Source organism: Oxalicibacterium sp., from assembly GCF_035565035.1.
Taxonomy (GTDB): domain Bacteria; phylum Pseudomonadota; class Gammaproteobacteria; order Burkholderiales; family Burkholderiaceae_D; genus Oxalicibacterium.
The window spans coordinates 1-25,582 of record NZ_DATMTD010000017.1 but is presented as its reverse complement, the minus strand read 5'-3'; the positions used below and the strand labels follow the sequence as shown (position 1 = coordinate 25,582).

Genomic DNA, 25,582 nt, shown 5'->3' with positions numbered 1-25,582 from the left:
ATGAATGAAACTGCGCCTCGTTCCGGCCATCGTCTCGATGAACTGACGTTTTCCAATTCGTTTGCCACGCTGCCGCCTGCGCATTACACGACGTTGATGCCGACACCGTTGCCAAAGCCGTATCTGGTTGCGGCAAGTGCATCGGCTGCGGCGTTGATCGGTCTCGATTTTTCTGAAACGCAGACGGAAAATTTTGTCGAAACATTGACCGGCAATCGTGTCCCCGCCGGTGCCAAACCGTTGTCCGCGGTTTATTCCGGCCACCAGTTCGGTGTGTGGGCCGGACAGCTCGGTGACGGCCGTGCGATCCTGCTCGGCGACGTTCCGGCGGCGAACGCACCGACCTGTCGGTTCGAACTGCAATTAAAAGGTTCCGGCCTGACGCCATACTCCCGCATGGGCGACGGCCGAGCCGTCCTGCGTTCGTCGATCCGCGAATTTCTTTGCTCGGAAGCGATGGCCGCACTCGGCATTCCGACCACGCGCGCATTGTGTGTGACCGGCTCCGATCAGCTAGTCATGCGCGAACAACCGGAAACCTCCGCCGTCGCCACACGCATGGCGCCGAGCTTCGTTCGCTTCGGTTCGTTCGAGCACTGGTTCTACAACGAGAAGCACGACGAGCTCAAGACGCTGGCCGATTACGTCATCGATCATTTCTACCCGCAGTTGCGCGACACCGAAAATCCATACAAGGCCATGCTGACCGAAGTCACGCTGCGCACCGCGCAACTGATGGCACAGTGGCAGTCGGTAGGATTCATGCATGGCGTGATGAACACCGACAACATGTCGATTCTCGGCCTGACGCTGGATTACGGTCCGTTCGGTTTCATGGAAGCATTCAATGCGCATCACATCTGCAATCACACCGACCAGCAAGGCCGCTATTCATACGCGCGCCAGCCGCAAATCGGAGAGTGGAACTGTTATGCATTGGGACAGGCGCTGTTGCCGCTGATCGGCAGCGTGGAAGAAACGCAGGCTGCATTGCGTATCTACAAACCGGCATTTTCCGAAAAGTTCATGGCGCTGATGCGTGCCAAACTTGGCCTGACGACCGACTTGACGGAAGACGGCAAGCTGCTGGACGACCTGTTCGGCATCCTGCAGGAAAGCCACGTCGATTTCACGACGTTCTTCCGTCGACTCGCCGACCTGCAACCGGGCAACACGGCCAGCTCGGAGCCGTTACGCGACCTCTTCATCGATCGCGCCGCTTTTGACGGTTGGGCGCTACAATATGGCGCACGCCTGCAGCAGGAAAACAGCGATGATGCAACGCGCAAGCTTGCAATGAACGCGGTCAACCCCAAATATGTGCTGCGCAATTATCTGGCCCAGATCGCCATCGAAAAAGCGCAGAACAAGGATTTTTCCGAAATTGCCAGGCTGCTGCAGATTCTGGAAAGGCCGTTCGACGAACAGCCCGTAAATGAACATTACGCCGCCCTGCCCCCTGACTGGGCCAACGAACTGGAAGTGAGCTGCTCATCATGATCGACAAAGTAGTCAAGACCGATGCCGAATGGCGCGCGCAACTCGACGACGAGCAATACGACGTCACGCGCCACGCCGCCACCGAAGCGCCGTTTACCGGCCGTTACTGGGACCACCACGAACCGGGCATTTATACCTGTGTGTGCTGCAACACACCACTGTTTGCGTCCGATGCCAAGTTCGAATCCGGTTGCGGCTGGCCAAGCTACTTCAAGGCGCTGAACCCGGCGATGGTCAAGGAGAAGGTCGATCACAGCTACGGCATGGTACGTACCGAAATCATCTGCAACGTCTGCGATGCACATCTGGGACACGTTTTCAACGACGGCCCTCCGCCGACCGGCCTGCGTTATTGCATCAACTCGGCATCACTGAGTTTTTCGCCGATGCCGGAACTGAAATAATCGTTCGAGACAAAGACACGCCATGAAATTTCTGTTCGATCTGTTTCCCGTTATCCTTTTCTTCGGCGTATTCAAATGGGGCGAAGGCAATGCACAGGCGGCACAAAGTATCGGCCAGCAGTATCTGGCCGGTCTGGTTTCGGGCGGTGACGTCACGCTTGCCCAGGCACCGATTCTGCTCGCAACCGCCATCGCGATCGTCGCCACCATCGTGCAAATCGGCTGGTTGCTGATGCGTGGCAAGAAGGTCGATACGACATTGTGGTTGTCGCTCGCAATCATCGTGGTATTTGGCGGCGCAACAATCTACTTCCACAACGAAACCTTCATCAAGTGGAAACCGACCGTCCTGTACTGGTGCTTTGCCGCCGCACTGCTGTTCAGCCAGATGTTCCTGAAAAAGAATCTGATCCGCACCATGATGGAAAAACAGATGTCACTGCCGGAAGGCATCTGGCGTCGCGTCAATCTGTCGTGGGTCGCCTTCTTCATCACGATGGGAATGCTGAATCTTTACGTTGCGTTCAACTTCTCTACTGCCAGCTGGGTCAATTTCAAGTTGTTCGGCAGCATGGGATTGATGTTCGCTTTCATCATCGTGCAAAGCCTGATGCTGTCCAAACACATCAAGGAACCGCAATAAAGGCTGTATGACTACTCGCATTGACCAAATCCGCGCCCGTCTTGTTGAAACTTTTGCACCAGAGGCCTGTCAACTTGAAGACGAATCGGCGTTGCATGCCGGCCACGCCGGTGCAGCCTCTGGTGTCGGCCATTTCCGGCTTTTTATCGTTGCCGAACAGTTCGAAAAGCAGAGCCGCATCAATCGTCATCGGCTGGTGTATGATTGCCTGAGTGACATGATGCACAAGGATATTCATGCTCTGGCCATAACCGCCCTTGCACCGTCGGAAATCTGACAAATCTTTACGTCAGCAAATAATTATTAGCCTCACCCTTCTAAATCACTTCCATCAGGAAACAACATGACCTTAAAACCTGCTCATTTGCTGGTCGCATTACTCGTATCCGCAACCTTGCCTGCCATGGCGCAAAACCTGGCCGTCGTGAACGGCAAGCCGGTGCCATCTTCCCGTGCGGACATCATGGTCAAGCAAATGACTGCGCAAGGCCAGCAGGACACGCCGGAATTGCGCGCGATGATCAAGGATGAACTGATCAACCGCGAAATCCTGATCCAGGAAGCAGACAAGCTGGGCCTCGGCACGCATGGCGACGTCAAGGCGCAAATCGAAATCGCCCGTCAGTCGATCCTTATCCGTGCGCTGGTTGCCGACTATCTGAAAAAGAATCCGGTCAAGGACGCCGACATCAAGGCTGAATACGACAAGTTCAAGACACAAGCCAGCGACAAGGAATACCACGCTCGTCACATCCTGGTGGAAACCGAAGATGAAGCCAAAGCCATCATCACCAAGCTGAAAGGCGGCGCCAAATTTGAAGATCTGGCCAAGCAATCGAAAGATCCGGGCTCCGCAAACAACGGTGGTGATCTGGACTGGGCAGCGCCTTCCGCTTTCGTGAAGCCGTTCTCCGATGCGATGGTTTCGCTGAAAAAAGGTCAATTGCTGGAAACGCCGGTGCACACGCAATTCGGTTGGCACGTGATCCGTCTGGACGACGTACGCGCTGCGAAGATCCCGACACTGGAAGAAGTGAAACCACAAATCGTGGAATCGCTGCAGCAACGCAAACTGCAGGCGTACCAACAGCAATTGCGTTCGAAGGCAACGATCAAGTAATCAATCATTACCTGATGAAAAAAGGCGCTCCGAGGAGCGCCTTTTTTATTTATCGAACTGCTTGAAGCAGAACGGTGGATATCAACTCATGAATATCCGATTTACGGCCAGATACTTCATTTAGCCTGAACGAATCCATCTCTGCGCATGCGCATGCCCGTGAATGCGCTCCGCAGCGTTCTATTCTTCGACATTTCCCAGCGTCAGCCGCGCTTCCAGACCGCCCTCCGGTCGATTGCGCAGCGACAACGTGGCATTCATCGCCTGCGTTAGCTGCTTGGCGATGGCAAGTCCGAGTCCGGTGCCGCCGGTATCGCGATTGCGCGATGCCTCGACGCGATAAAACGGCTGGAAGACCGCATCCAGTTCTTCTTCCGGAATGCCCGGCCCGCTGTCCTGCACCAGGATCGTGACCGTGCCCTTTTCATCTGCCGATACAAAAATGCGCGCATCGCCCGAATATTTCAGCGCGTTGTCGATCAGGTTGCCAAGAACGCGACGCACGGCATGCGGACGCGTCATCAGCGATTGCCCGGCCTTGCCATGCAACTCCACCTTCGCTCCTGAATCGATGTAATCGAACACCATGCTTTCAAACAGGGCATCGGAATCGATACGGCACGGTGCTTCCGCGGTGCCGTGCAAGGTACGCGCATAGGTGACGCCCTCCTTCACCAGCATCTGCATTTCCTTCAGGTCATGATTCAGTTTGTCCCGCTGCTCACAGTCTTCCATCATGTCGGCACGCATGCGCATGCGCGTGATCGGTGTTTGCAGGTCATGCGAAATTGCCGCCAGAATCTGCATCCGCTCCGTCATGTAGACGCCGATGCGTTCCTGCATCGCATTGAAGGCGCGTGCTGCACGCGATACTTCGAGCGGGCCGTCTTCGGACAGGCGCGATGCGCGCAGGTCAGGCCCCAATGTATCGGCCGCATTCGCCAGTTGCGCCAGCGGTCTGGTCGCCAGTCGCACACCGACCCAGGTCACGCACGCGAGCAGCACCAATTGCAGCAACAGCACGACCGGCAGCCATGGCGAAATCGGCAGACCGGCCGGCCGCATATCGATCGTCAACGGGCTGCCGTCGCTCAGCTCAAGCTGCGCCTGCACGCGATCTTTTTGGCCCGGCACGACATTGGCCGTCACGTGATAACGACTGCCGATGGAATCGAGAAACGATTCGGCGATCATGCTGGACAGTTTGGTATCCGGTGCATGCCCCTGCAATCCCGGTTCCAGTGAAAAACTGTACGTCCGGCGCTCCAGGCGCGGTAGCCACATCGGACGCTCGGCAGCCGGCAAGCGGTCAAGCAGTGCCACCGAACTGGCGACGTCCTGTTCCAGATAGCCGAGCATCAGGCCGGTCGTCGCCGTCTTCCGTTCGTGCATGATCATCCAGTAAGACAGCGCGTGCGCCACTGCCAGGCCGATGAACAGGATCAATGTTAGCCGCGTGAACAAGGTACGCGGCCAGAATTTCCACGTGTTCATGCCTGTCCGTCCATATCGACCGACGACGAAAACACATAGCCTTCGCTCCGCAACGTCTTGATGTAACGCGGTTCGCGCGCATCGTCCAGCAGGCGCTGGCGCAAGCGGCTGACCAGCAAATCGATCGAGCGATCGAACTGGTCGGCATCGCGTCCCTGCGTCAGATTCAATAACTGATCACGCGTCAGCACGCGTTGCGGATGATCGAGGAACACGCGCAGCAGGCGATATTCTGCACCGCTCAACGCAACCATCGTGCCTTGGGCATCGAGCAAATGACGTGCGGTGGTATCCAGCTTCCAGTCGCCGAACGTGATGAACTGTCCCGGCTCCTCGACTTGCAGGTTTGGCGGCAGCATGCGCGCGCGACGCAATACCGATCGGATACGTGCAAACAATTCACGTACTGCAAACGGCTTGGCAAGATAATCGTCGGCGCCCATCTCCAGCCCGATGATGCGATCCGTCTCTTCGCTGCGTGCGGTCAGCATCACGATCGGAATCGCGCGCCATTTTCCGGCACGTAGTTCGCGACACAGCGTCAGGCCGTCTTCTCCCGGCATCATCAGATCGAGAACAATCAGGTCGTACGTTCCCTGCTCCAGCATCGTGCGCATCTGTCGCCCATTGGCCGCAACAGATGCGCGCATGCCGTTCTTTTCCAGGTACGTTGCGAGCAGTTCGCGAATTTCGCGATCGTCGTCGACGATCAGAATGTGGTCATTATTTTCCATCTTCGAATCTTAACTTACTGCGCCTTCCGCGCGGTTGACTGGTGGCGATTAACAGACAGTTGACCGGCGTCGCCAATTCGACACTGATGCCGCCAACCAGAAAAGCCGTGATTGCAAAAAAGCGTTTGATGAGCGCGTTCATGCATCCTCCATCACGGACAGGCTGGCGCCGTCGGCCACGTTGTTCTCCAGGGCATATGCGTCGATGCCGTCCAGGCAGCCGAGATTGACGCGCCATGCATCGGGATCCTTGCGCGTCTGATGGAACGGGTAAATACCACACACCTTGCAGAAATAATGTCTCGCGACGCGGGTATTGAACTGATACATGGACAATTGTTCGCGTCCCTGCACGATGTGCAATGCATCGGCAGCAAATGTCGGCGACATCAACGCGCCTTTACGGCGGCACAGACTGCAATTGCAGCGCGTCGCCGGCTCCAATGCCGTACGCACTTCGAATTTGACCGCGCCGCAATGGCATGAGCCGGCGTGAATTGAGTGGGTCATCGATTCTCCTGATGAATGACGGGTTTTGACGGATGTTTAATACGTCCCGAGCGTGCATCCAGATGGAATTCCGTTCGGGAATGTTGGCTTTATACCCTGCCAACATCATCCTTTTGTATCGCAATGTATCTGCACTTGTACACGATACAAAACATTGCACTCAGGGCTGTTTTCGACACATCCCGGATACGCCCGGACGATTAAATACGGTCATCCCAACAGGAGAACCGTATGAACAATCTGATCGAAGCACCACTCGCGTTACTTGCCGGCGTACTTACCATCGCCTCGCCATGTGTCCTGCCCATCCTGCCCATTGTTCTGGGCAGCACGCTGCAACGCGTGAATCGGGTGCGTCCCCTTTTTATCGTCGCCGGATTCGTGTTGACCTTCGCCACGCTCGGCATGTTGCTGGCCAGCGCATCGCAACACGTCGTCGTTGCGCACGAAACGCTACGGCTCGCCGGCATCGTCATGTTGATGCTGACCGGCTTGCTGATGTTGTGGCGTCATCCTTACGAATGGCTGATGGCACATGCCGGCGGCGCATTGAACCGTATCGGTCCGAGCGCCGGCGGTGACAACTCCGGCAATCTCGGCGGCTTTCTGCTCGGCATGTCGCTCGGCGCTGTATGGACGCCATGCGCCGGTCCGGTACTGGCATCGATTCTGGTTCTGGTCGCCAAGGCACAGGACATCGGCTGGTCCGCCACCTTGCTGATCCTGTACGCGATCGGCGCCGGTATCCCGATGTTGATCATCGCCTACGGCGGCCAGTTCATTGCGACGCGAGTACGTGTCATCGCCCGTCACACCCATCGTCTGCAGCAGGTTTTCGGCGTGCTGATTCTGCTGACCGGTTTCGCTATTTACCTGCAATACGACGTACTGATCTACGCCTGGATCGCCGACTTTTACCCAACCCTGAAAGGATTCTGAAAATGAAATCGATATTGAAAACCATGCTCGCCGTCACCGCTCTTTATGCCGCCACTGCCCATGCAGCATCGTTCGGCGGAGCGACGCAGGCGCCTGAATTTACCGGCATTGAAAAATGGCTGAATTCGGAGCCGCTGACCATGCAGCAGTTGCGCGGCAAGGTCGTGCTGGTGGATTTCTGGACCCACACCTGCATCAACTGCATCCGCACGCTGCCTTACGTGAAGAGCTGGAATGAAAAGTACAAGGATCAGGGACTGACGGTCATCGGCGTGCATACACCGGAATATCCGTTCGAACGATCCACCGATAACGTGAAGACCGCGATCAAGCGCTTCGGCATCACGTATCCCGTTGCGCAGGATAACCAGTATGCAACCTGGAAGGCATACAGCAACCAGTACTGGCCTGCGGTTTACCTGATCAACAAAAAGGGACAAGTCGTCTACACGCATTTCGGCGAAGGTGCGTATCAGGAAACGGAAGCGAAAATCCGCGCCCTGCTTGCGGAACCTCAATAACCACGCTTCTGTAATCGCGCTCTTATTGAAAGGAGTCAATCATGTCCGATGACCATCGCGGCGGCGAATGCCAGCAGGTCACGAGAGTCCTGGCCCGCGTCGGCGACAAATGGAGCATCTTGATCGTCCGCCTGCTCGGGGATGGTTCCAGACGTTTCAACGAGATGCGCCGCACGCTCGACGGCATCTCGCAACGGATGCTGACGTTGACGGTGCGTGGCCTGGAACGCGACGGTCTGGTGAAGCGAACTGTCTACCCAACCGTGCCGCCGCGTGTGGACTATGAACTGACCGAGCTCGGTCGCTCGCTCTGGCAACCGGTGCTCGGTCTCGTCACATGGGCACAGGTGCATCAAGTCGAGATTGAGACAGCCAACAAGGCCTTCGATCAACGGTACAAATCTACATGTCAGGAGAAGCATTCTTCCACGGTATAAAAAATGTGCCTTCTTGTAGACGATTTGTCAGTTACGTAAGATGGCCCGCGATTGTCAGACCAGATCTTCTGCCCCATGCGTTGAACGAACGGTTGAGCGCAACAAGCAATAACCTAATCATCCAACGATACAAAGGAAAACCATCATGAAAAGAATCTACCAACATGCACTGAACGGCGCATTCATCCTCGCCATCGGCGCGGCATCCGCATTGCCGACTTTGAGCACGGCGAAGGATGTCGCGACAACTTCGAACGCGAAACCGACCATCGTGCTGGTGCACGGCGCGTTTGCCGAATCGTCGAGCTGGGATGGCGTTGCCGCCAAACTGATTGCCGACGGCTATCACGTCATCGGCGCCGCCAATCCGCTGCGCAGCGTCAAGGGCGATGCCGCGTATGTTTCCGGCATCGTGAAAAACGTCTCGGGCCCGGTCATTCTGGTCGGTCACTCCTACGGCGGTTCGGTCATCACGACCGCGGCCAACGGCAACGACAACGTCAAGGGGCTGGTGTATGTCTCGGCATTCGCACCGGAAGCCGGCGAAAGCGCAGGCGCACTGACAAACAAATTCCCCGGCGGAACGCTCGGCTCGGCCCTCGCCCAGCCTGTCGCTCTAGCGGACGGCGGCAAGGACCTGTATATCGATCAGGCCAAGTTCCGCGATCAGTTCGCCGCTGACGTTCCTGCAGCCAAGGCGAAACTGATGGCCGAAGCACAACGTCCGATCACTGAGGCCGCGATCACCGAAGCATCGGGCGAGCCGGCTTGGAAAAACATTCCGTCCTGGTTCATCTACGGCAAGGCCGACAAGAACATTCCGGAAGCCGCGCTGTCCTTCATGGCGGAGCGCGCACATTCCAAAAAGACGGTTGTCATCCCAGGTGCATCCCACGTCGTGATGACGTCGCATCCTGCCGAAGTGACCAAGCTGATCGAAGAAGCTGCCAGGGCGTCGGCTCGATAAAGTCGGCCTGATAAACCGAACTCACTGATTTTTACACTCGCTGATTGCGTCGTCGATGCGTGCAGGCCATGCCTGCTGCATCGTACCCCACTGCTACCGTTCATTTTTCAAGAACGCCAATAACGCGTGCGCACGCATATGCGACGCTACGCTTACCTTAAAGGAATCACCATGTCCGACATCAACCTTTCCCTCACACGCCGCAACTTCCTTGCTACCGCTGCCGCGGCCGGTGCAGCCGGCATGCTGCCTGGCTCGCTGCTCGCCGCAACAGAAGACAGTTCGATCCGCCCGTTTCGCATTCACGTTCCGGAAGAAGCGATCGTCGATCTGCGCCGCCGTCTTGCAGGCACACGCTGGCCTGCTCGCGAAACAGTCAACGATCTGTCGCAGGGCGTACCACTGTCTCGCATGCAGGATCTGGTCCGTTACTGGCGAAAAGACTACGACTGGCGCAAGGTTGAAAAACGGTTGAACGCGCTGCCGCAGTTCATCACGAATATCGACGGCCTCGACATTCAGTTCGCACATATTCGCTCACGTCACGAAAATGCCCTGCCGCTGATCATCACGCACGGCTGGCCGGGCTCCATCATGGAAATGCTGAAAATCATCGATCCGCTGACCAATCCGACCGCGCACGGTGGACGTGCCGAAGACGCTTTCCATCTGGTTCTGCCGTCGATGCCGGGCTACGGTTTTTCCGGCAAGCCGCAAAGCGCCGGCTGGGGACCAGAACGTATCGGTCGCGCCTGGGACGTGTTGATGAAACGCCTCGGGTACAAGCAATACGTATCGCAGGGCGGTGACTGGGGCTCGGTGATTTCGGATGCAATGGGACGTCAGGCACCGACAGGATTACTCGGTATCCACGTCAACATGCCGGCAACCGTACCAGCCGATGTCGCCAGGGCGCTCAACAATGGCGAACCGGCACCCGCCGGTCTGTCTGCCGTGGAAAAAACCGCATTCGATTCTCTGAACTTCCTGTACAAAAAAGGCGGCGGTTACGCAGCCATGATGGTGACCCGTCCGCAAACGCTGGGCTACGCATTGGAAGATTCACCGGTCGGTCTCGCCGCCTTCTTCTACGACAAGTTTACGGAGTGGAGTTACAGCGGCCACAACGCCGACAAGGCGTTCACCAAGGATGAAATGCTCGACGACATCTCACTTTACTGGTTCACGAAAACGGCAACCTCCGGCGCGCAGCTCTACTGGGAGAACAACAACAATAACTTCAACGTCGTGGAACAGAAGACCACCGAAATCTCGGTTCCGGTTGCGGTAACGGTATTTCCGGGAGAAATTTATCGCGCACCGCGCAGCTGGACCGAGCAGGCCTATCGCCATCTGATCTACTTCAATGAAGTGGACAAAGGCGGTCACTTTGCGTCTTGGGAACAGCCGCAACTCTTCGCAGTCGAGATGCGGGCGGCGTTCAAGTCGCTGCGTTAACAACGATCGGCATGACATGACAAGACCGGGCTTCACAGAAGCCCGGTCCGTCATCGACCGTTTGCTTCCGTCGTACTGCAAGACTTGTAACCGAAACTTATGTATCCCAATGTATCCGCTCTGTAAAGCGATACAAAACATTGCACTCAGCCTTGTTTCAGACACACGCCGGATACGTCGCGGCGGTCTAATACAGTCATGGCAACGCGATGACGAAGCCAGACAAAATCCAACGCAAAAGCTTCATTTCAATGCATAGACCGCAACGATTTAAAGCGTGGATTCAGGCAACAAACATTTAAACCATTATTGAAGGAAATATCATGACCCAGGCAACGAAAGTACTCTACACCGGCAAAACCCGCACCACTTCCGGCGGACGCGACGGCGAATCGCGCAGCTCCGACGGCCGTCTGGACATCAAGCTTTCATCGCCAGGTTCTGCCGGCACCGGCACCAATCCTGAACAACTGTTCGCAGCCGGCTGGTCCGCATGCTTCATCGGAGCAATGGGCCTTGCCGCCGGCAAGATGAAAGTCAAGCTGCCAACAGATCTGTCGGTCGATGCCGAAGTCGACCTGTGCAACACCGACGGTGCGTACTTCCTGCAGGCTCGCCTCAACGTCAATGTGCCGGGACTGGAACGCGACGTGGTGCAGGCACTCGTCGATGCCGCACATCAAACATGCCCGTACTCCAAAATGTCGCGTGGCAATATCGACGTGCAAATCAATCTCGTCTGATCCCGTCGGACATCCCCTAACTCACACCGCCGCAGCACGGCGTGCTGCTGGCGAAACAGGCGCCGATTAACCAAAGACGGATCAATGCCAACCCGCGAGGTAATACCAATGCATCGGAACATCAACGTAGAAACTGCAAACGGCATATTCCACGCTTATGTCGCTCTGCCGCAGGTCGTACCTGCTCCTGTCGTTATCGTGATCCAGGAAATTTTTGGCGTGACGACCGGCATCCGGCAGATTGCACAAGGATTAGCGAAACAAGGTTTTGTTGCGATCTGTCCCGATTTATTCTGGCGCATGCAACCTGGTCTTCAGTTGTCCGAACACAGCGAATCCGACTGGAAAAAGGCGCTGGATTTCTATACCCGTTTTGACGTCGACGCAGGTGTACGGGACATTTCAGCCACGATCGCGGCGACACGGCATTTACCCGAAGCGACAAACAAGATCGGCGTCATGGGCTTCTGTCTCGGCGGACTGATGAGCTTCCTGACCGCGGCGCGCGTCGGCGTCGATGCCGCGGTTGAATACTATGGCGGACGTACCGAGGAATTTATCCAGGAAGCGGACAACGTCGGCAGCCCATTGCTGATACATCTGGCGGGCGAGGACGAATTCATGAGCAAGCAGGCGCAAGAGACCATTCGCAAGACAGCGGCATCCAATTCCAGGATTGAAATTCATACCTACCCTGGTCGCAATCACGCTTTTGCACGGCCCGCCGGACACCATTATCATCATGACGACGCAACGACAGCCAATGCACGTACGCTGGCTTTCTTCAGAAAACATCTTTCCTGAAATCGCGGTACGTTTCTGTCAAAAAAAAAGCGAAGCGCCTTTCGGTCGCTTCGCTTTTCATCTGTAAAACCGGTGTCACGCGTTGGGTGCCATCAGCCGACCCACTTGCGCGCATTGCGGAACATGCGCATCCATGGCGAATCCTCACCCCAGGATTCCGGATGCCACGATTGCTGCACGCTGCGGAAGACGCGTTCAGCATGCGGCATCAGCACGGTAAAGCGTCCGTCCGGCGTCGTCACCGAGGTGATGCCTTGCGGTGAACCGTTCGGATTGTACGGATAGGTTTCGGTCGCGTGCCCCTTGTTGTCGATAAAGCGCATTGCAACGACCGCCTTGTCGATGTCGCCGGTCAGCGAAAAATCGGCAAAACCTTCACCGTGTGCAATTGCGATCGGCGTCTGCGTACCCGCCATGCCGTCGAAGAAAATCGACGGCGACGATGCCACTTCGACCATCGAAAAACGCGCCTGGAACTGTTCCGCCTTGTTGCGTGTGAACTTCGGCCATGCCTGCGCGCCCGGAATGATGGACTTCAGATTACTCATCATCTGGCAACCATTGCAGATACCCAATGCAAACGTATCGGCACGATCAAAGAAGGTCGCAAATTCCTCGGCCAGCTGCACATTGAACAGAATGGTTTTTGCCCAGCCTTCACCTGCACCGAGAACGTCACCGTACGAAAAACCGCCGACGGCAATCGCGCCCTTGAAGTCGCTCAGGAATGCACGGCCGGCGATCAAATCGCTCATGTGCACGTCCACTGCCTCAAAGCCCGCCTTGTGCATGACGTAAGCGGTTTCGATCTGCGAATTGACGCCCTGCTCACGCAGGATTGCCACTTTCGGACGACTGCCTTTTGCGATGAACGATGCGGCGATATCTTCCTGTGGATCGAACGTCAGCAGTGGCGTGATGCCCGGATCCAGCTTGTCGAGAATGCGATCGTATTCGGCATCGGCACAATCCGGATTGTCGCGCAGACGCGCGATGCGCCAGCTGGTTTCGCTCCAGAAGCGATGCAGGTCGATGCGCGACTGGCTGTAGATCGTCTTCGCGTCACGCGTGAATTCGATCATGTCGTGATCGTTCAGCTTGCCGATGATATGGCTGCAACCGCCGAGGTTGTGTTCGCGCAGCACGTTCATGACGTCGGATTTCTGTTCCGCACGAACCTGGATCACCGCGCCGAGTTCTTCGTTGAAGAGTGCGCGTAGTGTCATTTCGTTGCGACGTTCGGCAACCTGCCCCGCCCAGTTTTTCGCATCGCCGGCGTCGCTCGCATGTTCGCCTTCCAGCGTCAGAATGTCGAGATTGACCGACAGGCCGACGTGCCCCGCAAAAGCCATTTCGCACAAGGTCGTAAACAGGCCGCCGTCCGAGCGATCATGGTAAGCCAGCAGCTTTTCTTCCTTGTTCAGGCGCTGGATCGCAGTGAAGAAACCTTTCAGGTCTTCGGCGCTATCCACATCCGGCGCATCGTTGCCGATCTGTTGCATGACTTGCGCAAAGGCGGAGGCTCCCATGCGATTCTTGCCGCGTCCCAAATCGATCGCGATCAATACGGTGTCGCCAGTGTCGGTACGCAGTTGCGGCGTCAGCGACTTGCGCACGTCGTAGACCGGCGAAAATGCAGAAACAATCAACGATACCGGCGAGACAACTGCCTTGTTCACGCCATCGTCATTCCACGTCGTGCGCATCGACAGCGAATCCTTGCCGACCGGGATGCTGATGCCGAGTGCCGGACACAATTCCATGCCGACCGCCTTCACGGTATCGAACAATGCAGCGTCCTGCCCCGGCTGACCGCACGCCGCCATCCAGTTGGCGGAGAGCTTGATATCGGAAATATCGGCAATCGGTGCCGCCGCGATATTGGTCAACGATTCGCCGACGGCCATGCGGCCGGAAGCAGCAGCGTCGATGACAGCCAGCGGCGTGCGCTCACCCATCGACATTGCTTCGCCGAGATAACCTTCGAAACTCATCGAGGTAACTGCGCAATCGGCGACGGGAACCTGCCACGGACCGACCATCTGGTCGCGCACCGAGGTACCGCCAACCGTGCGATCACCGATCGTGATCAGGAAGGATTTGTCCGCGACCGTCGGCAGGCGCAACACGCGCACCGACGCTTCAAGCAGATCGATACCGGTCAGGTCGATCGCCGGCAATGTCTGTGCGACGTGGGTGACATCGCGATGCATCTTCGGCGGTTTGCCGAGCAGCACGTCCATTGGCATGTCGACCGGGTTGTTGTTGTGCTCCGGATCGACAACTTTCAACTGACGTTCTTCGGTTGCAGTACCGACGACGGCAAACAGGCAACGCTCGCGTTCACACAGATACGTGAACTGCGGCAGGCTTTCCGGCGCGATGGCCAGCACGTAACGTTCCTGCGATTCGTTGCTCCAAATTTCCTTCGGCGCCATGCCGCTTTCTTCCAGATGAATCTTGCGCAGATCGAAAATCGCGCCGCGTTTTGCATCGTTCGTGATTTCCGGGAATGCGTTCGACAGGCCGCCCGCACCGACGTCATGAATCGACAGAATCGGATTCTGATCGCCCATCGCCCAGCAGGCGTTGATGACTTCCTGTGCGCGACGTTCCATTTCCGGATTGCCACGCTGCACGGAATCGAAATCCAGATCGGCCGTGTTGGTGCCGGTTGCCATCGACGATGCGGCGCTGCCGCCCATGCCGATACGCATGCCCGGACCGCCAAGCTGGATCAGCAGGCTGCCGACGGGCAGATCGTTTTTCTTCGTGTGGTTGGCAGCAATGCTGCCAATGCCGCCGGCAATCATGATCGGCTTGTGATAGCCCTGCACGATGCCGTTGACGTTCTGTTCGTAGGTGCGGAAATAGCCGCCTAGGTTGGGACGTCCGAATTCATTATTGAAGGCTGCGGCGCCGATCGGACCGTCGATCATGATCTGCAACGGCGAAGCAATGCGCTCGGGTTTGCCATATACATTCACATCGCCGGCATCGTCCTTCGACGAAGGCACAGTGACGTCGCGGTCGTTTTCCCACGGCTGCACGGCATCCGGCAGCATCAGGTTCGAAACGGTAAAACCGCACAGGCCGGCCTTGGGCTTGGCACCGCGACCGGTCGAACCCTCGTCGCGGATTTCGCCGCCGGCTCCGGTCGATGCGCCCGGGAACGGCGAAATCGCCGTCGGGTGATTGTGCGTCTCGACCTTCATCAGGATGTGCGTCAGTTCTTCCGATGGCTGATAGACGTTGCCCTGCGCTGCACCACGCGGATAGAAACGCATGACGCTTGCGCCTTCGATCACGGACGAGTTGTCGCTGTACGCAACCACGGTGCCACGCGGCGCCAGCTGGTGCGTATTCTTGATCATCGAAAACAGCGAACGATCCTGCTTCTCGCCGTCGATGGTCCAGTCGGCATTGAAAATCTTGTGACGGCAATGTTCACTGTTGGCTTGCGCGAACATCATCAATTCGACATCGGTCGGGTTGCGCTTGGCGGCAGTAAAGGCGTCCAGCAGATAATCGATTTCGTCGTCCGACAATGCAAGACCGAGTTCGCTGTTGGCATTGACCAGCGCGGCCTTTCCGCCTTTCAGCAAATCGATGGAAGCCAATGGCTTGCCTTCCAGTTCGCGAAACAGGCCGATGGCATCGTCCGCATTGCGCAAGACCATTTCCGTCATGCGGTCATGCAGCAATGCCTGTACGGCATTGGTTGCTTCTGCAGTCAGTTTTTTTGCACCGCCGAGCAAACCGCTTTTCAGATGCACCACGTAACTGATGCCGCGTTCGATGCGATGAATATCGGCCATGCCGCAGTTGTGCGCAATATCGGTCGCTTTGCTGGCCCATGGCGAAATCGTGCCGAAACGCGGAATCACGACGAACTCCTCACCTTCCGTCTTCGCGGTATACGGTTCGCCGTAAGTCAGCATCGCATCGAGGCGCTTGACGTCGTCCGGCGCAATCGGTGCGGCGGAATCGACGAAATGCAGGAATCGCCCCGTCACCCCGGTGATGGCGGAATCGATCTGGTGAAGTTGCTGTAAAAGACGTTCGGTACGGAAGGCAGACAGGGCGTTGGAACCTGGCAGAATCAGCATGGCGAGATGGTAGTTGAGGCGGGATGGCAGAGAATATCGGTAGCCGGCCCGCGCGTGGATCAGAAAGCGTGATTATACCGCGACGCGCCGTCTTGACGGCTGGAACCGCAGCGAAATTGCTGCCCAAAATGCAAGAAAGGGACGCCGAAGCGCCCCTTTTTCTCCTGTCCACCCGGTCAGGCCGGAGTCCGGTCGGTCCGGGTCGATTCCATCAATTCCACTTTCCGCCGCGACCGCCGATACTGAAGCGCCCTGCCCCCAGCAATACCAGCGCCAATGCCGAAAACAGGAACATACCCTGCAACTCCAGTGCCCAGCCGCCGCTGCTCGACAACGACGTCAACTGCTTCATGTGGACCAGGAAGATCGCGAATGCCATGTTGCCGGCAATGATCAGCGCAGCCAACCGCGACCAGACGCCAATGATCAGCAGAATTGGCGCAAGCACTTCGCCGATATAAACCAGATAACCGACGGCGGCCGGCATGCCTGCACTGGTCGCCGCGCTGATGACGAACGCGGGGCCGCCCATGATTTTCGCTACGCCATGCAGCAGAATCAATACACCCAGCACCACGCGCAACAGTAATTTCCCCAAGTCGTCCGTATTGCCCATTATTTTTCTCCCCGATTGGTTGAATGATTGCGCGGGACAAGAATCGTGGCGATCGCGACCATCGCATCCTGCGCACGGCTCACGGCTGGTGCATCGCGAATTTTGCTGAAATCATACGCCTGTGCGGCGTAATCGCAAGCCCGGCGCGTCCTGTCGTCCTGTTATTCGCCGAGCAGTTCCGAAACGGCGTGCAAGCCTTCCACATGTTCGGAAATCACCTTGACGATCACCGTGATCGGAATGCCGAGAAGCATTCCCCACGCGCCCCACAACCACGTCCAGAACAACAGCGAGACGAAGACGGCAGCCGCATTCATGCGGGCGATACGGCCGGTCATCCAGGTGGTGACGAACGTACCTACCACCGTCGAAATGACCAGCGTCGCCATCGACACCGCCAGCACCGGTCCGAGCGCTTCGAACTGCATGAAGGCGCTGACGCTGGTTGCTGCAATGATCAGCACCGTTCCGAAATACGGGATGACGTGCAGGAAGGCCGCACCGATCGCCCACGCTCCGGCGTTTGCCATTCCGATCCATTGCAAGGCAACCCACAAGAGCACACCGAATAATGCATTCGTCACCAGCAGCATCAGCATGTAATGCTGGATCGATGTATTGATCGCATCAAGGATATGCACGGTGATCTTGCGCGTGGACAGAGAGCGCCCACTGATCTTGACCAGCTTGCGCTTGAACATGTCACCGGACAGCAAAAAGAAAAACACCAGAAAAATCACCATCACCACCTGACTTAAAAAAGTCATCACCCCGACTGATCCGGCACGAAGCCAGTCGCTCAGATTGAATAACGATTGATCGGCACTTTTCCGCGCCGGTGCCGCACGCACGCCGGCTGCCTGATTGGTCGCCTTTTCGATTTCCGTTGCAGCTGCCTGCATTTGTTGAATGGTGCTTGGCTGACCGCGATGCAGATTCTTCAATGTGCGCGACATCTTTTGTGTGGCAACAGGCAGATCGCTGAGAATGGAGTTGAATTCATCGCGCAGGTTATAGACCGTCAACAGTGCACTGCTCAGAATCGCCGCGATAATGATCGACGTCCCGAGCAGACGCGGGATATGAATACGTTCCAGCCAGACGACCAGCGGATTCAATGTATAGGCGATGAAAATGCCGAATACCAGCGGGATGAAAAACTTGTGCGCTACCGATAACGCGAATACCAGCGCAATCGATGCAATCAACAACAACGCAATGCCACGTGCGTCGACTGGAATTGGCAACAGGACGGCAGGATTATCCTGCCCGTTCTTGGATGTATCCATCTTCCCGTGACGAACGACGCCGGTTCCGGCAACCTTCTGCTCGTTGGTAATGTCTGTCATTTTCCGCCACGCCTCCACAATGTTCCTGATTTGGCAATATTTTTACCGGATCGTTCCGTACGGCATCGCCTCTATTCGACTGGCGTTACGGTATGCCCGCGTGATGTTGCCTATGTGCGATAACGTACAGATTCCTTCAGGGCATCGGCCTAGACTGCAATGGAATCTGAACAGATGTACCCGCATGCCGTCGTCGTCGAGTGACGCCGTGGCGAGCATTCAACAAATAACCAATCCGGAGAAGAAAGGGAAATGCCATGCTCTATACCATCGCTGTCGTACTCGTCATCCTGTGGCTGATCGGTCTTGTCAGTTCCTACACCATCGGCGGTTTCATTCACGTCCTGCTGGTCATTGCAATCGTGATCGTTTTGCTGCGCATCATCAGCGGCCGTCGCCCCATGTAAGGACAATCTGTCCACACTGAAAACCGCCTGCGGGCGGTTTTTTCTTGCCAGCTTCCCGGCGTAATGCCGTGCCCCGATGTAAGCATAAGCATCCTGAGCGACGAAAAAATTTATGCGAACTTTTGTCCTGCGCTCACATATTGACGCGCCGACTTGGTAACATGGCGGGTTGATTTTAGAAGGATGGAAGTAATGCAAGTAGCGGTCATTGGTGCGGGTGTCGTCGGCGTTTGTACCGCCTATTTTCTGGCCGAAGCGGGACACGAAGTCGTCGTCATGGAACGCCGTAACAATATTGCGGAAGAAGCCAGCTTCGGTGACGCCGGTATTCTGGCGGCCGATGCCGTTGCACCATGGGCTGCTCCCGGCATGCCGAAATCCCTGTTCTCTCTGTTGATGAAGCCGGAATCGCCGCTCTTCCTCAATCGCACCTGGGATCCTGCGTTATGGAGCTGGATGCGCCGCTGGGTAAAGGAATGCGATATCGAGCGCTATCGCCACAATCGCCGTCTCATGCATCGCGTTGCCGCATACAGTCAGGAAGTGATGCAGTATCTGCGCGACCGGCATCAACTCGATTACGAACAGACAACCGGCTACTTGCAGGTTTATCGTACCGAGCGCGAATTGCAACAGGCAAAAGCGGCATTCGACTTTCTGACAGAAAGCGGCATCCGCCACGACATTCTCGCGATGGAAGACGTGCGCCTGCTCGAACCTGCCCTCAACTCATCGGCAAGGCTCGCCGGCGGCTTGCATCTGCCACAAGCGGAATCCGGCAACTGCCCCTTGTTCGCACGCCAGATTCGTCAGTTGGCCCAGGCAATGGGTGTGGAATTCCACTTCGGCTGCGACGTCAAGGCCATCCATCAATCGTATCGTGGTGTCCTGATGCAGGTCGATGATCTGAATCTGTCCGCCGACGCCGTCGTGCTGGCGACCGGTGCCGACAGCGCCGCCCTGCTTGCGCCGTTGGGAATGCGACTGCCGACACAACCTGTCAGGTATTACGCTGCGACAGCGACGATCCGCAATTTCGAATCGGTGCCGTTGAATGCATTGATGGACGAAACCTACAAGACCTCCATCGCGCGCATGGGTAACCGCATTCGCATTGCCGGCACCGCCGAGCTTGGTGCACGCACTGCGACACAACGCGAGGCCGCGCTGAATACCTTGTTGAAGGTTGCCTACGACTGGTTTCCCGACGCCTGCCATTACAACGCGGCGACCTTCTGGTCCGGTAACAGCCTGATGCTGCCAGACGGTGTACCGCTGATCGGTTCAACGTCGATCAGAAATGTCTTCCTCAATATTGGCCACGGCACTGCCGGATGGGCGATGGCGGCCGGCGCCGGCAAACTCGCGGCGGATATCGTTTCCGAACGTGCAACGGATATTGCCGTCGATGGTCTGAGTTCGCTACGCTATCAACATTAATCTGATGTACGTGGTGCCGGCAGGAGTCAGCTAGAATCGAGCGGGCATTCTCCTCTTCTCGAAGGTGTCCGCCATCATGACCGACTCGCATCAGCTCTACTCCGTCGAATCCATTCGTGAAATCGAGCAGACTGCCTTACGGACTCTTCCTGCATTCACGTTGATGCAGCGCGCCGGCAAAGCCGCCGCCATGCTTGCGCTCGAAATGCAGCGCGAAAACGACAAGACGAAACCGATTCTCGTGCTATCCGGTCCGGGCAACAACGGCGGCGATGCACTGGAGGCCGCTGCGTTGTTGGCAGAAAGCGGCTGCGAAGTGATTTGCCTGCTCACCGCAGACCCTGCGACCTTGCCGCCCGATGCGCAACAAGCTTATGCGCATGCCGCAAACAAGGGAATCGCATTCATCAACCTGCAGCATATCGACAGCATTGCACAAACCGAATGGTCATTGATTATCGACGGCCTGTTCGGCATTGGATTGGCAAGAACGATCACTGGCGACATCGGACAACTGATCGCAACCGTCAATGCCATGCACGCCCCCGTTCTTGCACTTGACGTTCCGAGCGGATTGAATGCGGATACCGGCGTCGTCATCGGCGGCGTATCCGGTATTGCCGTCCGCGCCACGAGTACCCTTACTTTTATCGGCAACAAACCGGGACTGCATACCTGCGATGGTCGCGATCATGCCGGCAAAGTCAGCGTCGCCTTTCTCGACATTTCTCCCGAATCATTCATTCCATCTGCGATGGTATTAAACGGAATTGATACGTTCTCGCATGCACTCCACGCCAGACAACACAATTCACACAAGGGAAGTTACGGCGATGTCGCGGTGCTCGGAGGCGCGCATGGCATGACCGGCGCAGTCATTCTCTCGGCAAGAACTGCAGCGAAATGCGGAGCCGGTCGTGTATTCGTTGCCTCCATTGCCGGCAATCCGACCTGGGACACCCTGCAGCCTGAACTGATGTGTCGCATGGCGTCGGAAATCGATTTCGCAAGTAAAACGATCGTCGCCGGCCCCGGTATGGGAAATTCGCGTGAATCGCATGACCTGCTCGCCAAAGCCCTGGCTGCCAAAGAATTATTGGTACTGGATGCCGATGCGCTGAATCTTGTTGCGGAAGAACCCGCGTTCCGGCAAAAAATATCGGCATGCCGAACTTCCGTCCTGCTGACGCCGCATCCGCTCGAAGCTGCCCGCCTGCTCGGAATCACGACGGCAGAAGTTCAGGCAGATCGCATCGCTGCAGCACGCAAGCTCGCGATAATGTTCAATGCCATCGTCATTCTGAAAGGTTCCGGCTCCATCATCGCTGCGCCCGACGGCAACATCGTTATCAATCCGACCGGCAATCCCGCATTGGCGACGGCAGGTTCCGGCGATGTGCTATCGGGTGTTTGCGGCGCATTGCTGGCTCAGCGATGGCCCGTCTGGGAAGCTGCTCTTGCAGCGGTCTGGCTGCATGGCGCAGCAGCCGACGAATTGGTGACGCGCGGAATCGGTCCCGTCGGGCTGGTCGCAAGTGAACTGATTCCGGAAACCCGAACGTTGCTGAATCGTCTGATCAACGATCACGCATTCAAGTCGCGGCCAATCTGAACAATCAGACCAGCCGGCCTGCGGAAATCGTGATCGTTCTTTTGCACATCGCCGCAATTGACGGATCGTGCGTGACCAGCACCAGTGTGGATTTGCGCTCGTGATTCAACTCGAACATCAGCTTGATCACCGACTCGCCGGTTGCTGCATCAAGACTGCCTGTCGGCTCGTCGGCAAACAATAGCGGCGGTTCACTAACAAACGCGCGTGCCAGTGCGACACGTTGCTGCTCTCCACCCGACAGATATTTTGGATAATGTCTGAGACGGCTGGAAAGTCCGACACGTGCCAGCATCGCTTCCGCTTTCTCTTTTGCCTTGGTATCGCTGCGCAATTCCAGCGGCAGCATGACATTTTCAAGAGCATTCAAATGGCCGAGTAACTGAAAGGACTGGAATACGAAACCGAGCCGTTCCTTGCGTAATCCTGCCCGACCATCCTCATCCAGCGCGAAGATATCCTTACCGCCCAGCTTGACCGTTCCCGCCGAAGGCGTATCCAGTCCCGCCAGCAAACCGAGTAACGTCGACTTGCCTGAACCGGACGCACCGACAATCGCCAGCGTATCTCCAGCCTGCACGGTAAAATCAACACCATGCAGAATGGTCAGTTCGCCGGTTGCATCGGCCACGCGTTTTGTCAGATTGATTGCTTCGACTGCAGGATACGAAAGAGAGGATTCAGGCATGCCGTTTGATTTCAGGTTGTCTCATCAGGTGGGAACACTATTTCGGATGACGTTGCAAATGATGCTGACGCTCATGCTGGCCTCGTTGGCAACGACCGCCTATTCTGCATCAAAAACCATCGTAGTGCTCGGCGACAGCCTGTCTGCAGAGTATGGACTCGAACGCGGCCGCGGCTGGGTCAACCTGCTACAGCAGAAGCTCGCCACGGAAAAAATCGACGCGCATATCGTCAATGCCAGCATCAGCGGTGAAACGACAAGCGGGGGACGTTCCCGCCTGCCAACACTGCTGACAAAACACAAACCGGATGTTGTCATCATAGAGCTGGGTGCCAACGATGCGTTGCGTGGCCTCTCGCTATCGGCTACGCAAGACAACCTGCAGGCGATGATCAAAAACGCCAAAGATGCAAAAGCCAAGGTTCTGATTATCGGCATGCAGATCCCGCCAAATTACGGAGGCGATTACACGCGACAGTTTTCCGCGCTCTTTCCCAAAGTGGCGAAAGATAGCGGCTCGGCGCTGGTACCCTTCATGCTGAAAGGCGTGGCGGAAAAATCGGAGCTTTTCCAGGCTGATCGCATTCATCCGAACGAAAATGCTCACCCGATCATTCTGAACAATATCTGGCCAGCCCTTGAACCGCTAATTGCGAAATGAATCGCCCGATAGATTGATCTGTCGTCACTGATTGCTTCAATAAAAAAAGCCGCTGAATCAGCGGCTTTTTTATTGATTGCCCGTACGCGCCGGACAAATCATTATTCAGTAGCGTGAGTCGCTGCCGACGGTTTCAATATCTTGACCTTGGCTTTCTGCTTCAGTGCCTCGATATAGGCTTGCGTTTCTTCCTCTGCCAGAGCATTCGCGATCTGCTGTTTTTCTGCCTGGCGTTTCGCATTGTCTACATTGGTCGGTTGTACAACACGTACGATACGCAGCACGTTATATCCCTGCGCACCGAGATCGACGCCTGCGAATGCCGGCAACTTGCTGGTATCCGCCTTCATCGCAGCCAGAAACACCTGTGGATTCACGTCCTGACTTTTCGCACGTGACATCGTCTGTGCAGTTGCAAAGCCGGACGCATCATCCTTGGTCTTCAATTCAGCCAGCTTTGCTTCGCCAGCTTTCTTTGCCAATGCCGCCGCTTCTACCTGAACGACGTGATCATGTATTTGCGTCTTCACTTCGTCGAAAGGACGTTTCGATGCCGGTTTGTATTCGACTACACGACCCGCGATCAGCGTATTTGGCGCAATTTCGACAGCCTCCGTATTGCGCTTGTTTTTCAACGCATCATCCGAGAACAACGCTGTCAGGAATTTTGCGTTATTGAAAGGTGCCGTCGCCGCAACAGCAGGATTCGGTTGACGTGACAGGTTATCAGCGGTTTCGATTTTCAATTTCAGTTTGTCTGCCACTGCCTTCAGGCTGTCAGCCTGCTCGTACACTGTGTTGTTGAACACGTCGGCAGTTTCGGCAAATTTCTTCGTCAACAACTGTTTTTTGATATCGCCTGCAATTTCGTTTTTGACTTCATCCAGCGGCTTGACGGAAGACGGCTTGATCGCCGTTACCTTGATGATGTGGTAACCGTAATCGGATTGCACCAGATCGCTCAGTTCCCCCTGCTTCAACTTGAATGCAGCATCCTCAAACTGTTTGACCATCATGCCTTTGCCAAAGAAATCCAGATCGCCACCACGTTCTGCAGAGCCCGGATCATCTGAATTCTTTTTGGCCAGTTCTGCAAACTGCTGGGGATTCTTGCGCAACGCTTCCAGCAATTTCTCTGCCTTTTCCTTTGCTGCTTTTTTCTCTTCGTCAGATGCGTCTTTCTTTACCGCGATCAGAATATGGCTCGCACGACGCTGTTCCGGCGTGCTGTAGTGCGCAGCATTCTGGTCATAATAAGCCTTGATATCGGCATCGCTGACATTGATTTGGGATGCGACGGCATCCGCAGTCAGGACGACGTACTCCGCTTTCACACGCTCAGGCACGTCGAACTGCGTGCTTTTCTCGTAATACGATTTGAGCATATCGTCCGTCACCTTGACTTGCGTCTTGTAGTCGGCAGCCTTGAACGAATATTGCTGCACTTCCCGCTCCTGCTCGCCCAGTTCGGACAAACGCTTTGCCAGCGAATCCGGCGCAAACGCTGTGGTCTGGATCGCTGCATTGACCTGCTGCAGAACCATATCCTGACGCAAACGAGCTTCGTACATTTCAGGCGTCATGCCCTGCGCTGCCAGCAATGTCTTGTAACGTTCAAAATCAAACTTGCCGTCCGCGCCCTTCAAGGCAGCCATATTGCCGATCGTCTGCTGCAGCATCTGGTCGGAAACAGCGAGTTGGTTGTGCTTGGCTTCCGCAGCCAGCACACGCTGCGAAATCAGATTGTTCAACACTTCCTGCTTGGCTTCCGGCGTATCGAACATTTTCGGATCGAACTGATCGCCGAACATTTGACGGAAACGTTCCATCTGTTCGCGCTGTGCCGCATCCCATTCCGGCTGCGTGATTTCCTGACCATTGACCTTTGCCACCGCACTCGATGAGTCGCTCATGCTGGTGTAACTTTCCAGTCCGAAAAAAGCGAATGACGGAAAGATGATCAGCAGCAGCAGGAACTGCATCAAACGTTGGTGGGTGCGAATAAATTCAAACATGGCTAACCAATCACAGGCAGAACACGATCAGGACGTCGAATATGAAAAAAGGCGAACTCTCGTTCGCCTTTTTGATTTTGGCGGAGTGGACGGGACTCGAACCCGCGACCCCCGGCGTGACAGGCCGGTATTCTAACCAGCTGAACTACCACTCCTGACTACTTGATGTTTCTTTGCGAGTTTGACTGAATTGGTGGGTGCTGAGAGGCTCGAACTCCCGACCTACGCCTTGTAAGGGCGCCGCTCTACCAACTGAGCTAAGCACCCAACGAGCCTTGCTTTACCCAGTCAAACATACAGCGTTGTCACCACGCCGCAAAGAAAATTATTTTACAGCATCTTGCCGTAAAAAGCACTACGCAATTATTAATTAACTGCGTCTTTCAGAGCTTTACCTGGTTTGAACTTAGG

At 56.1% G+C, this 25,582-nt stretch carries 25 protein-coding genes and 2 tRNA genes; 16 read left to right on the top strand and 11 right to left on the bottom strand.

Features of this window, described 5'->3' with window-relative positions; translation table 11 throughout:
• From VN114_RS01905 to VN114_RS01885, 5 genes are all read left to right on the top strand, one after another.
• Positions 1 to 1,500 (top strand): protein adenylyltransferase SelO, encoded by a 1,500-nt coding sequence (locus tag VN114_RS01905; protein ID WP_325511417.1) that lies wholly within the window; start codon positions 1 to 3, stop codon positions 1,498 to 1,500.
• Positions 1,497 to 1,904, top strand: coding sequence for a peptide-methionine (R)-S-oxide reductase MsrB (gene msrB / locus VN114_RS01900; protein ID WP_325511415.1), 408 nt, complete (start codon positions 1,497 to 1,499; stop codon positions 1,902 to 1,904). Before VN114_RS01905 ends, msrB begins: the two co-directional genes overlap by 4 nt.
• Before the next feature lie 22 nt (positions 1,905 to 1,926).
• On the top strand, positions 1,927 to 2,547 hold the full coding sequence (locus VN114_RS01895; protein WP_325511413.1) for a septation protein A: 621 nt from the start codon (positions 1,927 to 1,929) through the stop codon (positions 2,545 to 2,547).
• Positions 2,548 to 2,554: 7 nt separating this feature from the next.
• A complete protein-coding gene (locus VN114_RS01890; RefSeq protein ID WP_325511411.1) occupies positions 2,555 to 2,824 on the top strand; it encodes a BolA family protein in 270 nt (89 codons plus the stop codon).
• A 66-nt stretch (positions 2,825 to 2,890) separates the two neighbouring features.
• Entirely contained in the window at positions 2,891 to 3,667 is a 777-nt protein-coding gene (locus VN114_RS01885) for a peptidylprolyl isomerase (protein ID WP_325511409.1), read from the top strand.
• A gap of 180 nt (positions 3,668 to 3,847) precedes the next feature.
• On the opposite strand, the gene VN114_RS01880 is transcribed toward VN114_RS01885, so the two are convergent.
• From VN114_RS01880 to VN114_RS01865, 4 genes are read right to left on the bottom strand one after another with little or no spacing between them, the layout of a single operon-like run.
• Positions 3,848 to 5,161, bottom strand: coding sequence for an ATP-binding protein (locus VN114_RS01880; protein WP_325511407.1), 1,314 nt, complete (start codon positions 5,159 to 5,161; stop codon positions 3,848 to 3,850).
• Positions 5,158 to 5,895: a response regulator gene (locus tag VN114_RS01875; RefSeq protein WP_325511405.1), complete on the bottom strand. Its 738-nt coding sequence runs from the start codon at positions 5,893 to 5,895 to the stop codon at positions 5,158 to 5,160. Before VN114_RS01875 ends, VN114_RS01880 begins: the two co-directional genes overlap by 4 nt.
• Positions 5,885 to 6,037, bottom strand: a complete 153-nt coding sequence (locus VN114_RS01870; protein WP_325511403.1) for a hypothetical protein — start codon at positions 6,035 to 6,037, stop codon at positions 5,885 to 5,887. Before VN114_RS01870 ends, VN114_RS01875 begins: the two co-directional genes overlap by 11 nt.
• Positions 6,034 to 6,405 carry a GFA family protein gene (locus tag VN114_RS01865; RefSeq protein ID WP_325511400.1) on the bottom strand — a complete coding sequence of 124 codons (372 nt, stop codon included), beginning with the start codon at positions 6,403 to 6,405 and terminating at the stop codon, positions 6,034 to 6,036. Before VN114_RS01865 ends, VN114_RS01870 begins: the two co-directional genes overlap by 4 nt.
• A gap of 231 nt (positions 6,406 to 6,636) precedes the next feature.
• Between VN114_RS01865 and VN114_RS01860 the strand changes: the two genes are divergently transcribed.
• The 7 genes from VN114_RS01860 (at position 6,637) to VN114_RS01830 (ending at position 12,274) form a co-directional block, all read left to right on the top strand.
• The gene (locus VN114_RS01860) at positions 6,637 to 7,344 is read left to right on the top strand and encodes a cytochrome c biogenesis CcdA family protein (protein ID WP_325511399.1); all 708 of its coding nucleotides are present in this window, start codon (positions 6,637 to 6,639) and stop codon (positions 7,342 to 7,344) included.
• Positions 7,345 to 7,346: 2 nt separating this feature from the next.
• Entirely contained in the window at positions 7,347 to 7,865 is a 519-nt protein-coding gene (locus VN114_RS01855; RefSeq protein ID WP_325511397.1) for a thioredoxin family protein, read from the top strand.
• 41 nt (positions 7,866 to 7,906) lie between these two features.
• A complete protein-coding gene (locus VN114_RS01850) occupies positions 7,907 to 8,302 on the top strand; it encodes a helix-turn-helix domain-containing protein (protein ID WP_325511395.1) in 396 nt (131 codons plus the stop codon).
• Positions 8,303 to 8,447: 145 nt separating this feature from the next.
• On the top strand, positions 8,448 to 9,269 hold the full coding sequence (locus tag VN114_RS01845; protein WP_325511393.1) for an alpha/beta hydrolase: 822 nt from the start codon (positions 8,448 to 8,450) through the stop codon (positions 9,267 to 9,269).
• A 171-nt stretch (positions 9,270 to 9,440) separates the two neighbouring features.
• Positions 9,441 to 10,727: an epoxide hydrolase gene (locus tag VN114_RS01840; protein WP_325511391.1), complete on the top strand. Its 1,287-nt coding sequence runs from the start codon at positions 9,441 to 9,443 to the stop codon at positions 10,725 to 10,727.
• A gap of 323 nt (positions 10,728 to 11,050) precedes the next feature.
• On the top strand, positions 11,051 to 11,470 hold the full coding sequence (locus tag VN114_RS01835) for an organic hydroperoxide resistance protein (protein WP_325511389.1): 420 nt from the start codon (positions 11,051 to 11,053) through the stop codon (positions 11,468 to 11,470).
• A gap of 108 nt (positions 11,471 to 11,578) precedes the next feature.
• Positions 11,579 to 12,274, top strand: coding sequence for a dienelactone hydrolase family protein (locus tag VN114_RS01830; RefSeq protein ID WP_325511387.1), 696 nt, complete (start codon positions 11,579 to 11,581; stop codon positions 12,272 to 12,274).
• A 92-nt stretch (positions 12,275 to 12,366) separates the two neighbouring features.
• Here VN114_RS01830 and purL read toward each other — a convergent pair whose 3' ends face one another.
• From purL to VN114_RS01815, 3 genes are all read right to left on the bottom strand, one after another.
• The gene (gene purL / locus VN114_RS01825) at positions 12,367 to 16,383 is read right to left on the bottom strand and encodes a phosphoribosylformylglycinamidine synthase (protein ID WP_325511386.1); all 4,017 of its coding nucleotides are present in this window, start codon (positions 16,381 to 16,383) and stop codon (positions 12,367 to 12,369) included.
• 211 nt (positions 16,384 to 16,594) lie between these two features.
• The gene (locus VN114_RS01820) at positions 16,595 to 16,999 is read right to left on the bottom strand and encodes a DoxX family protein (RefSeq protein ID WP_325511384.1); all 405 of its coding nucleotides are present in this window, start codon (positions 16,997 to 16,999) and stop codon (positions 16,595 to 16,597) included.
• 161 nt (positions 17,000 to 17,160) lie between these two features.
• Positions 17,161 to 18,348 (bottom strand): AI-2E family transporter, encoded by a 1,188-nt coding sequence (locus VN114_RS01815; RefSeq protein WP_325511382.1) that lies wholly within the window; start codon positions 18,346 to 18,348, stop codon positions 17,161 to 17,163.
• Between the two features lie 257 nt (positions 18,349 to 18,605).
• On the opposite strand from VN114_RS01815, the gene VN114_RS01810 reads away from it, so the two are divergent.
• The 3 genes from VN114_RS01810 (at position 18,606) to VN114_RS01800 (ending at position 21,807) form a co-directional block, all read left to right on the top strand.
• Complete coding sequence (locus tag VN114_RS01810) at positions 18,606 to 18,755, top strand: lmo0937 family membrane protein (RefSeq protein WP_325511380.1); 150 nt, start codon at positions 18,606 to 18,608, stop codon at positions 18,753 to 18,755.
• A 192-nt stretch (positions 18,756 to 18,947) separates the two neighbouring features.
• Entirely contained in the window at positions 18,948 to 20,195 is a 1,248-nt protein-coding gene (locus VN114_RS01805; protein WP_325511378.1) for a D-amino acid dehydrogenase, read from the top strand.
• Between the two features lie 76 nt (positions 20,196 to 20,271).
• Positions 20,272 to 21,807 (top strand): NAD(P)H-hydrate dehydratase, encoded by a 1,536-nt coding sequence (locus VN114_RS01800; protein ID WP_325511376.1) that lies wholly within the window; start codon positions 20,272 to 20,274, stop codon positions 21,805 to 21,807.
• Between the two features lie 4 nt (positions 21,808 to 21,811).
• Here the strand turns inward: VN114_RS01800 and VN114_RS01795 are convergent, their stop codons facing one another.
• On the bottom strand, positions 21,812 to 22,495 hold the full coding sequence (locus tag VN114_RS01795) for an ABC transporter ATP-binding protein (RefSeq protein WP_325511374.1): 684 nt from the start codon (positions 22,493 to 22,495) through the stop codon (positions 21,812 to 21,814).
• Between VN114_RS01795 and VN114_RS01790 the strand changes: the two genes are divergently transcribed.
• The gene (locus tag VN114_RS01790) at positions 22,494 to 23,156 is read left to right on the top strand and encodes an arylesterase (protein ID WP_325511372.1); all 663 of its coding nucleotides are present in this window, start codon (positions 22,494 to 22,496) and stop codon (positions 23,154 to 23,156) included. The genes VN114_RS01795 and VN114_RS01790 overlap by 2 nt on opposite strands.
• Positions 23,157 to 23,257: 101 nt before the next feature.
• Here VN114_RS01790 and VN114_RS01785 read toward each other — a convergent pair whose 3' ends face one another.
• From VN114_RS01785 to VN114_RS01775, 3 genes are all read right to left on the bottom strand, one after another.
• Entirely contained in the window at positions 23,258 to 25,171 is a 1,914-nt protein-coding gene (locus VN114_RS01785) for a SurA N-terminal domain-containing protein (protein ID WP_325511370.1), read from the bottom strand.
• A gap of 78 nt (positions 25,172 to 25,249) precedes the next feature.
• Positions 25,250 to 25,326 (bottom strand) — tRNA-Asp (locus VN114_RS01780).
• Between the two features lie 36 nt (positions 25,327 to 25,362).
• Positions 25,363 to 25,438: transfer RNA gene (locus tag VN114_RS01775), tRNA-Val, on the bottom strand.
• Positions 25,439 to 25,582 lie beyond the last annotated feature (144 nt).

Excerpts from the sequence above, each read along its gene's own strand:
- VN114_RS01890 (WP_325511411.1), top strand. The coding sequence starts at position 2,555 with ATGACTACTCGCATTGACCAAATCCGCGCCCGTCTTGTTGAAACTTTT.
- VN114_RS01830 (WP_325511387.1), top strand. The coding sequence starts at position 11,579 with ATGCATCGGAACATCAACGTAGAAACTGCAAACGGCATATTCCACGCT.
- VN114_RS01845 (WP_325511393.1), top strand. The coding sequence starts at position 8,448 with ATGAAAAGAATCTACCAACATGCACTGAACGGCGCATTCATCCTCGCC.
- VN114_RS01865 (WP_325511400.1), bottom strand. The coding sequence starts at position 6,405 with ATGACCCACTCAATTCACGCCGGCTCATGCCATTGCGGCGCGGTCAAA.
- VN114_RS01820 (WP_325511384.1), bottom strand. The coding sequence starts at position 16,999 with ATGGGCAATACGGACGACTTGGGGAAATTACTGTTGCGCGTGGTGCTG.
- VN114_RS01880 (WP_325511407.1), bottom strand. The coding sequence starts at position 5,161 with ATGAACACGTGGAAATTCTGGCCGCGTACCTTGTTCACGCGGCTAACA.
- VN114_RS01870 (WP_325511403.1), bottom strand. The coding sequence starts at position 6,037 with ATGAACGCGCTCATCAAACGCTTTTTTGCAATCACGGCTTTTCTGGTT.
- VN114_RS01805 (WP_325511378.1), top strand. The coding sequence starts at position 18,948 with ATGCAAGTAGCGGTCATTGGTGCGGGTGTCGTCGGCGTTTGTACCGCC.
- VN114_RS01850 (WP_325511395.1), top strand. The coding sequence starts at position 7,907 with ATGTCCGATGACCATCGCGGCGGCGAATGCCAGCAGGTCACGAGAGTC.
- VN114_RS01905 (WP_325511417.1), top strand. The coding sequence starts at position 1 with ATGAATGAAACTGCGCCTCGTTCCGGCCATCGTCTCGATGAACTGACG.
- VN114_RS01815 (WP_325511382.1), bottom strand. The coding sequence starts at position 18,348 with ATGACAGACATTACCAACGAGCAGAAGGTTGCCGGAACCGGCGTCGTT.
- VN114_RS01885 (WP_325511409.1), top strand. The coding sequence starts at position 2,891 with ATGACCTTAAAACCTGCTCATTTGCTGGTCGCATTACTCGTATCCGCA.
- VN114_RS01895 (WP_325511413.1), top strand. The coding sequence starts at position 1,927 with ATGAAATTTCTGTTCGATCTGTTTCCCGTTATCCTTTTCTTCGGCGTA.
- VN114_RS01795 (WP_325511374.1), bottom strand. The coding sequence starts at position 22,495 with ATGCCTGAATCCTCTCTTTCGTATCCTGCAGTCGAAGCAATCAATCTG.
- VN114_RS01835 (WP_325511389.1), top strand. The coding sequence starts at position 11,051 with ATGACCCAGGCAACGAAAGTACTCTACACCGGCAAAACCCGCACCACT.
- VN114_RS01840 (WP_325511391.1), top strand. The coding sequence starts at position 9,441 with ATGTCCGACATCAACCTTTCCCTCACACGCCGCAACTTCCTTGCTACC.
- VN114_RS01855 (WP_325511397.1), top strand. The coding sequence starts at position 7,347 with ATGAAATCGATATTGAAAACCATGCTCGCCGTCACCGCTCTTTATGCC.
- VN114_RS01860 (WP_325511399.1), top strand. The coding sequence starts at position 6,637 with ATGAACAATCTGATCGAAGCACCACTCGCGTTACTTGCCGGCGTACTT.
- VN114_RS01875 (WP_325511405.1), bottom strand. The coding sequence starts at position 5,895 with ATGGAAAATAATGACCACATTCTGATCGTCGACGACGATCGCGAAATT.
- purL (WP_325511386.1), bottom strand. The coding sequence starts at position 16,383 with ATGCTGATTCTGCCAGGTTCCAACGCCCTGTCTGCCTTCCGTACCGAA.
- msrB (WP_325511415.1), top strand. The coding sequence starts at position 1,497 with ATGATCGACAAAGTAGTCAAGACCGATGCCGAATGGCGCGCGCAACTC.
- VN114_RS01785 (WP_325511370.1), bottom strand. The coding sequence starts at position 25,171 with ATGTTTGAATTTATTCGCACCCACCAACGTTTGATGCAGTTCCTGCTG.
- VN114_RS01790 (WP_325511372.1), top strand. The coding sequence starts at position 22,494 with ATGCCGTTTGATTTCAGGTTGTCTCATCAGGTGGGAACACTATTTCGG.
- VN114_RS01800 (WP_325511376.1), top strand. The coding sequence starts at position 20,272 with ATGACCGACTCGCATCAGCTCTACTCCGTCGAATCCATTCGTGAAATC.
- VN114_RS01810 (WP_325511380.1), top strand. The coding sequence starts at position 18,606 with ATGCTCTATACCATCGCTGTCGTACTCGTCATCCTGTGGCTGATCGGT.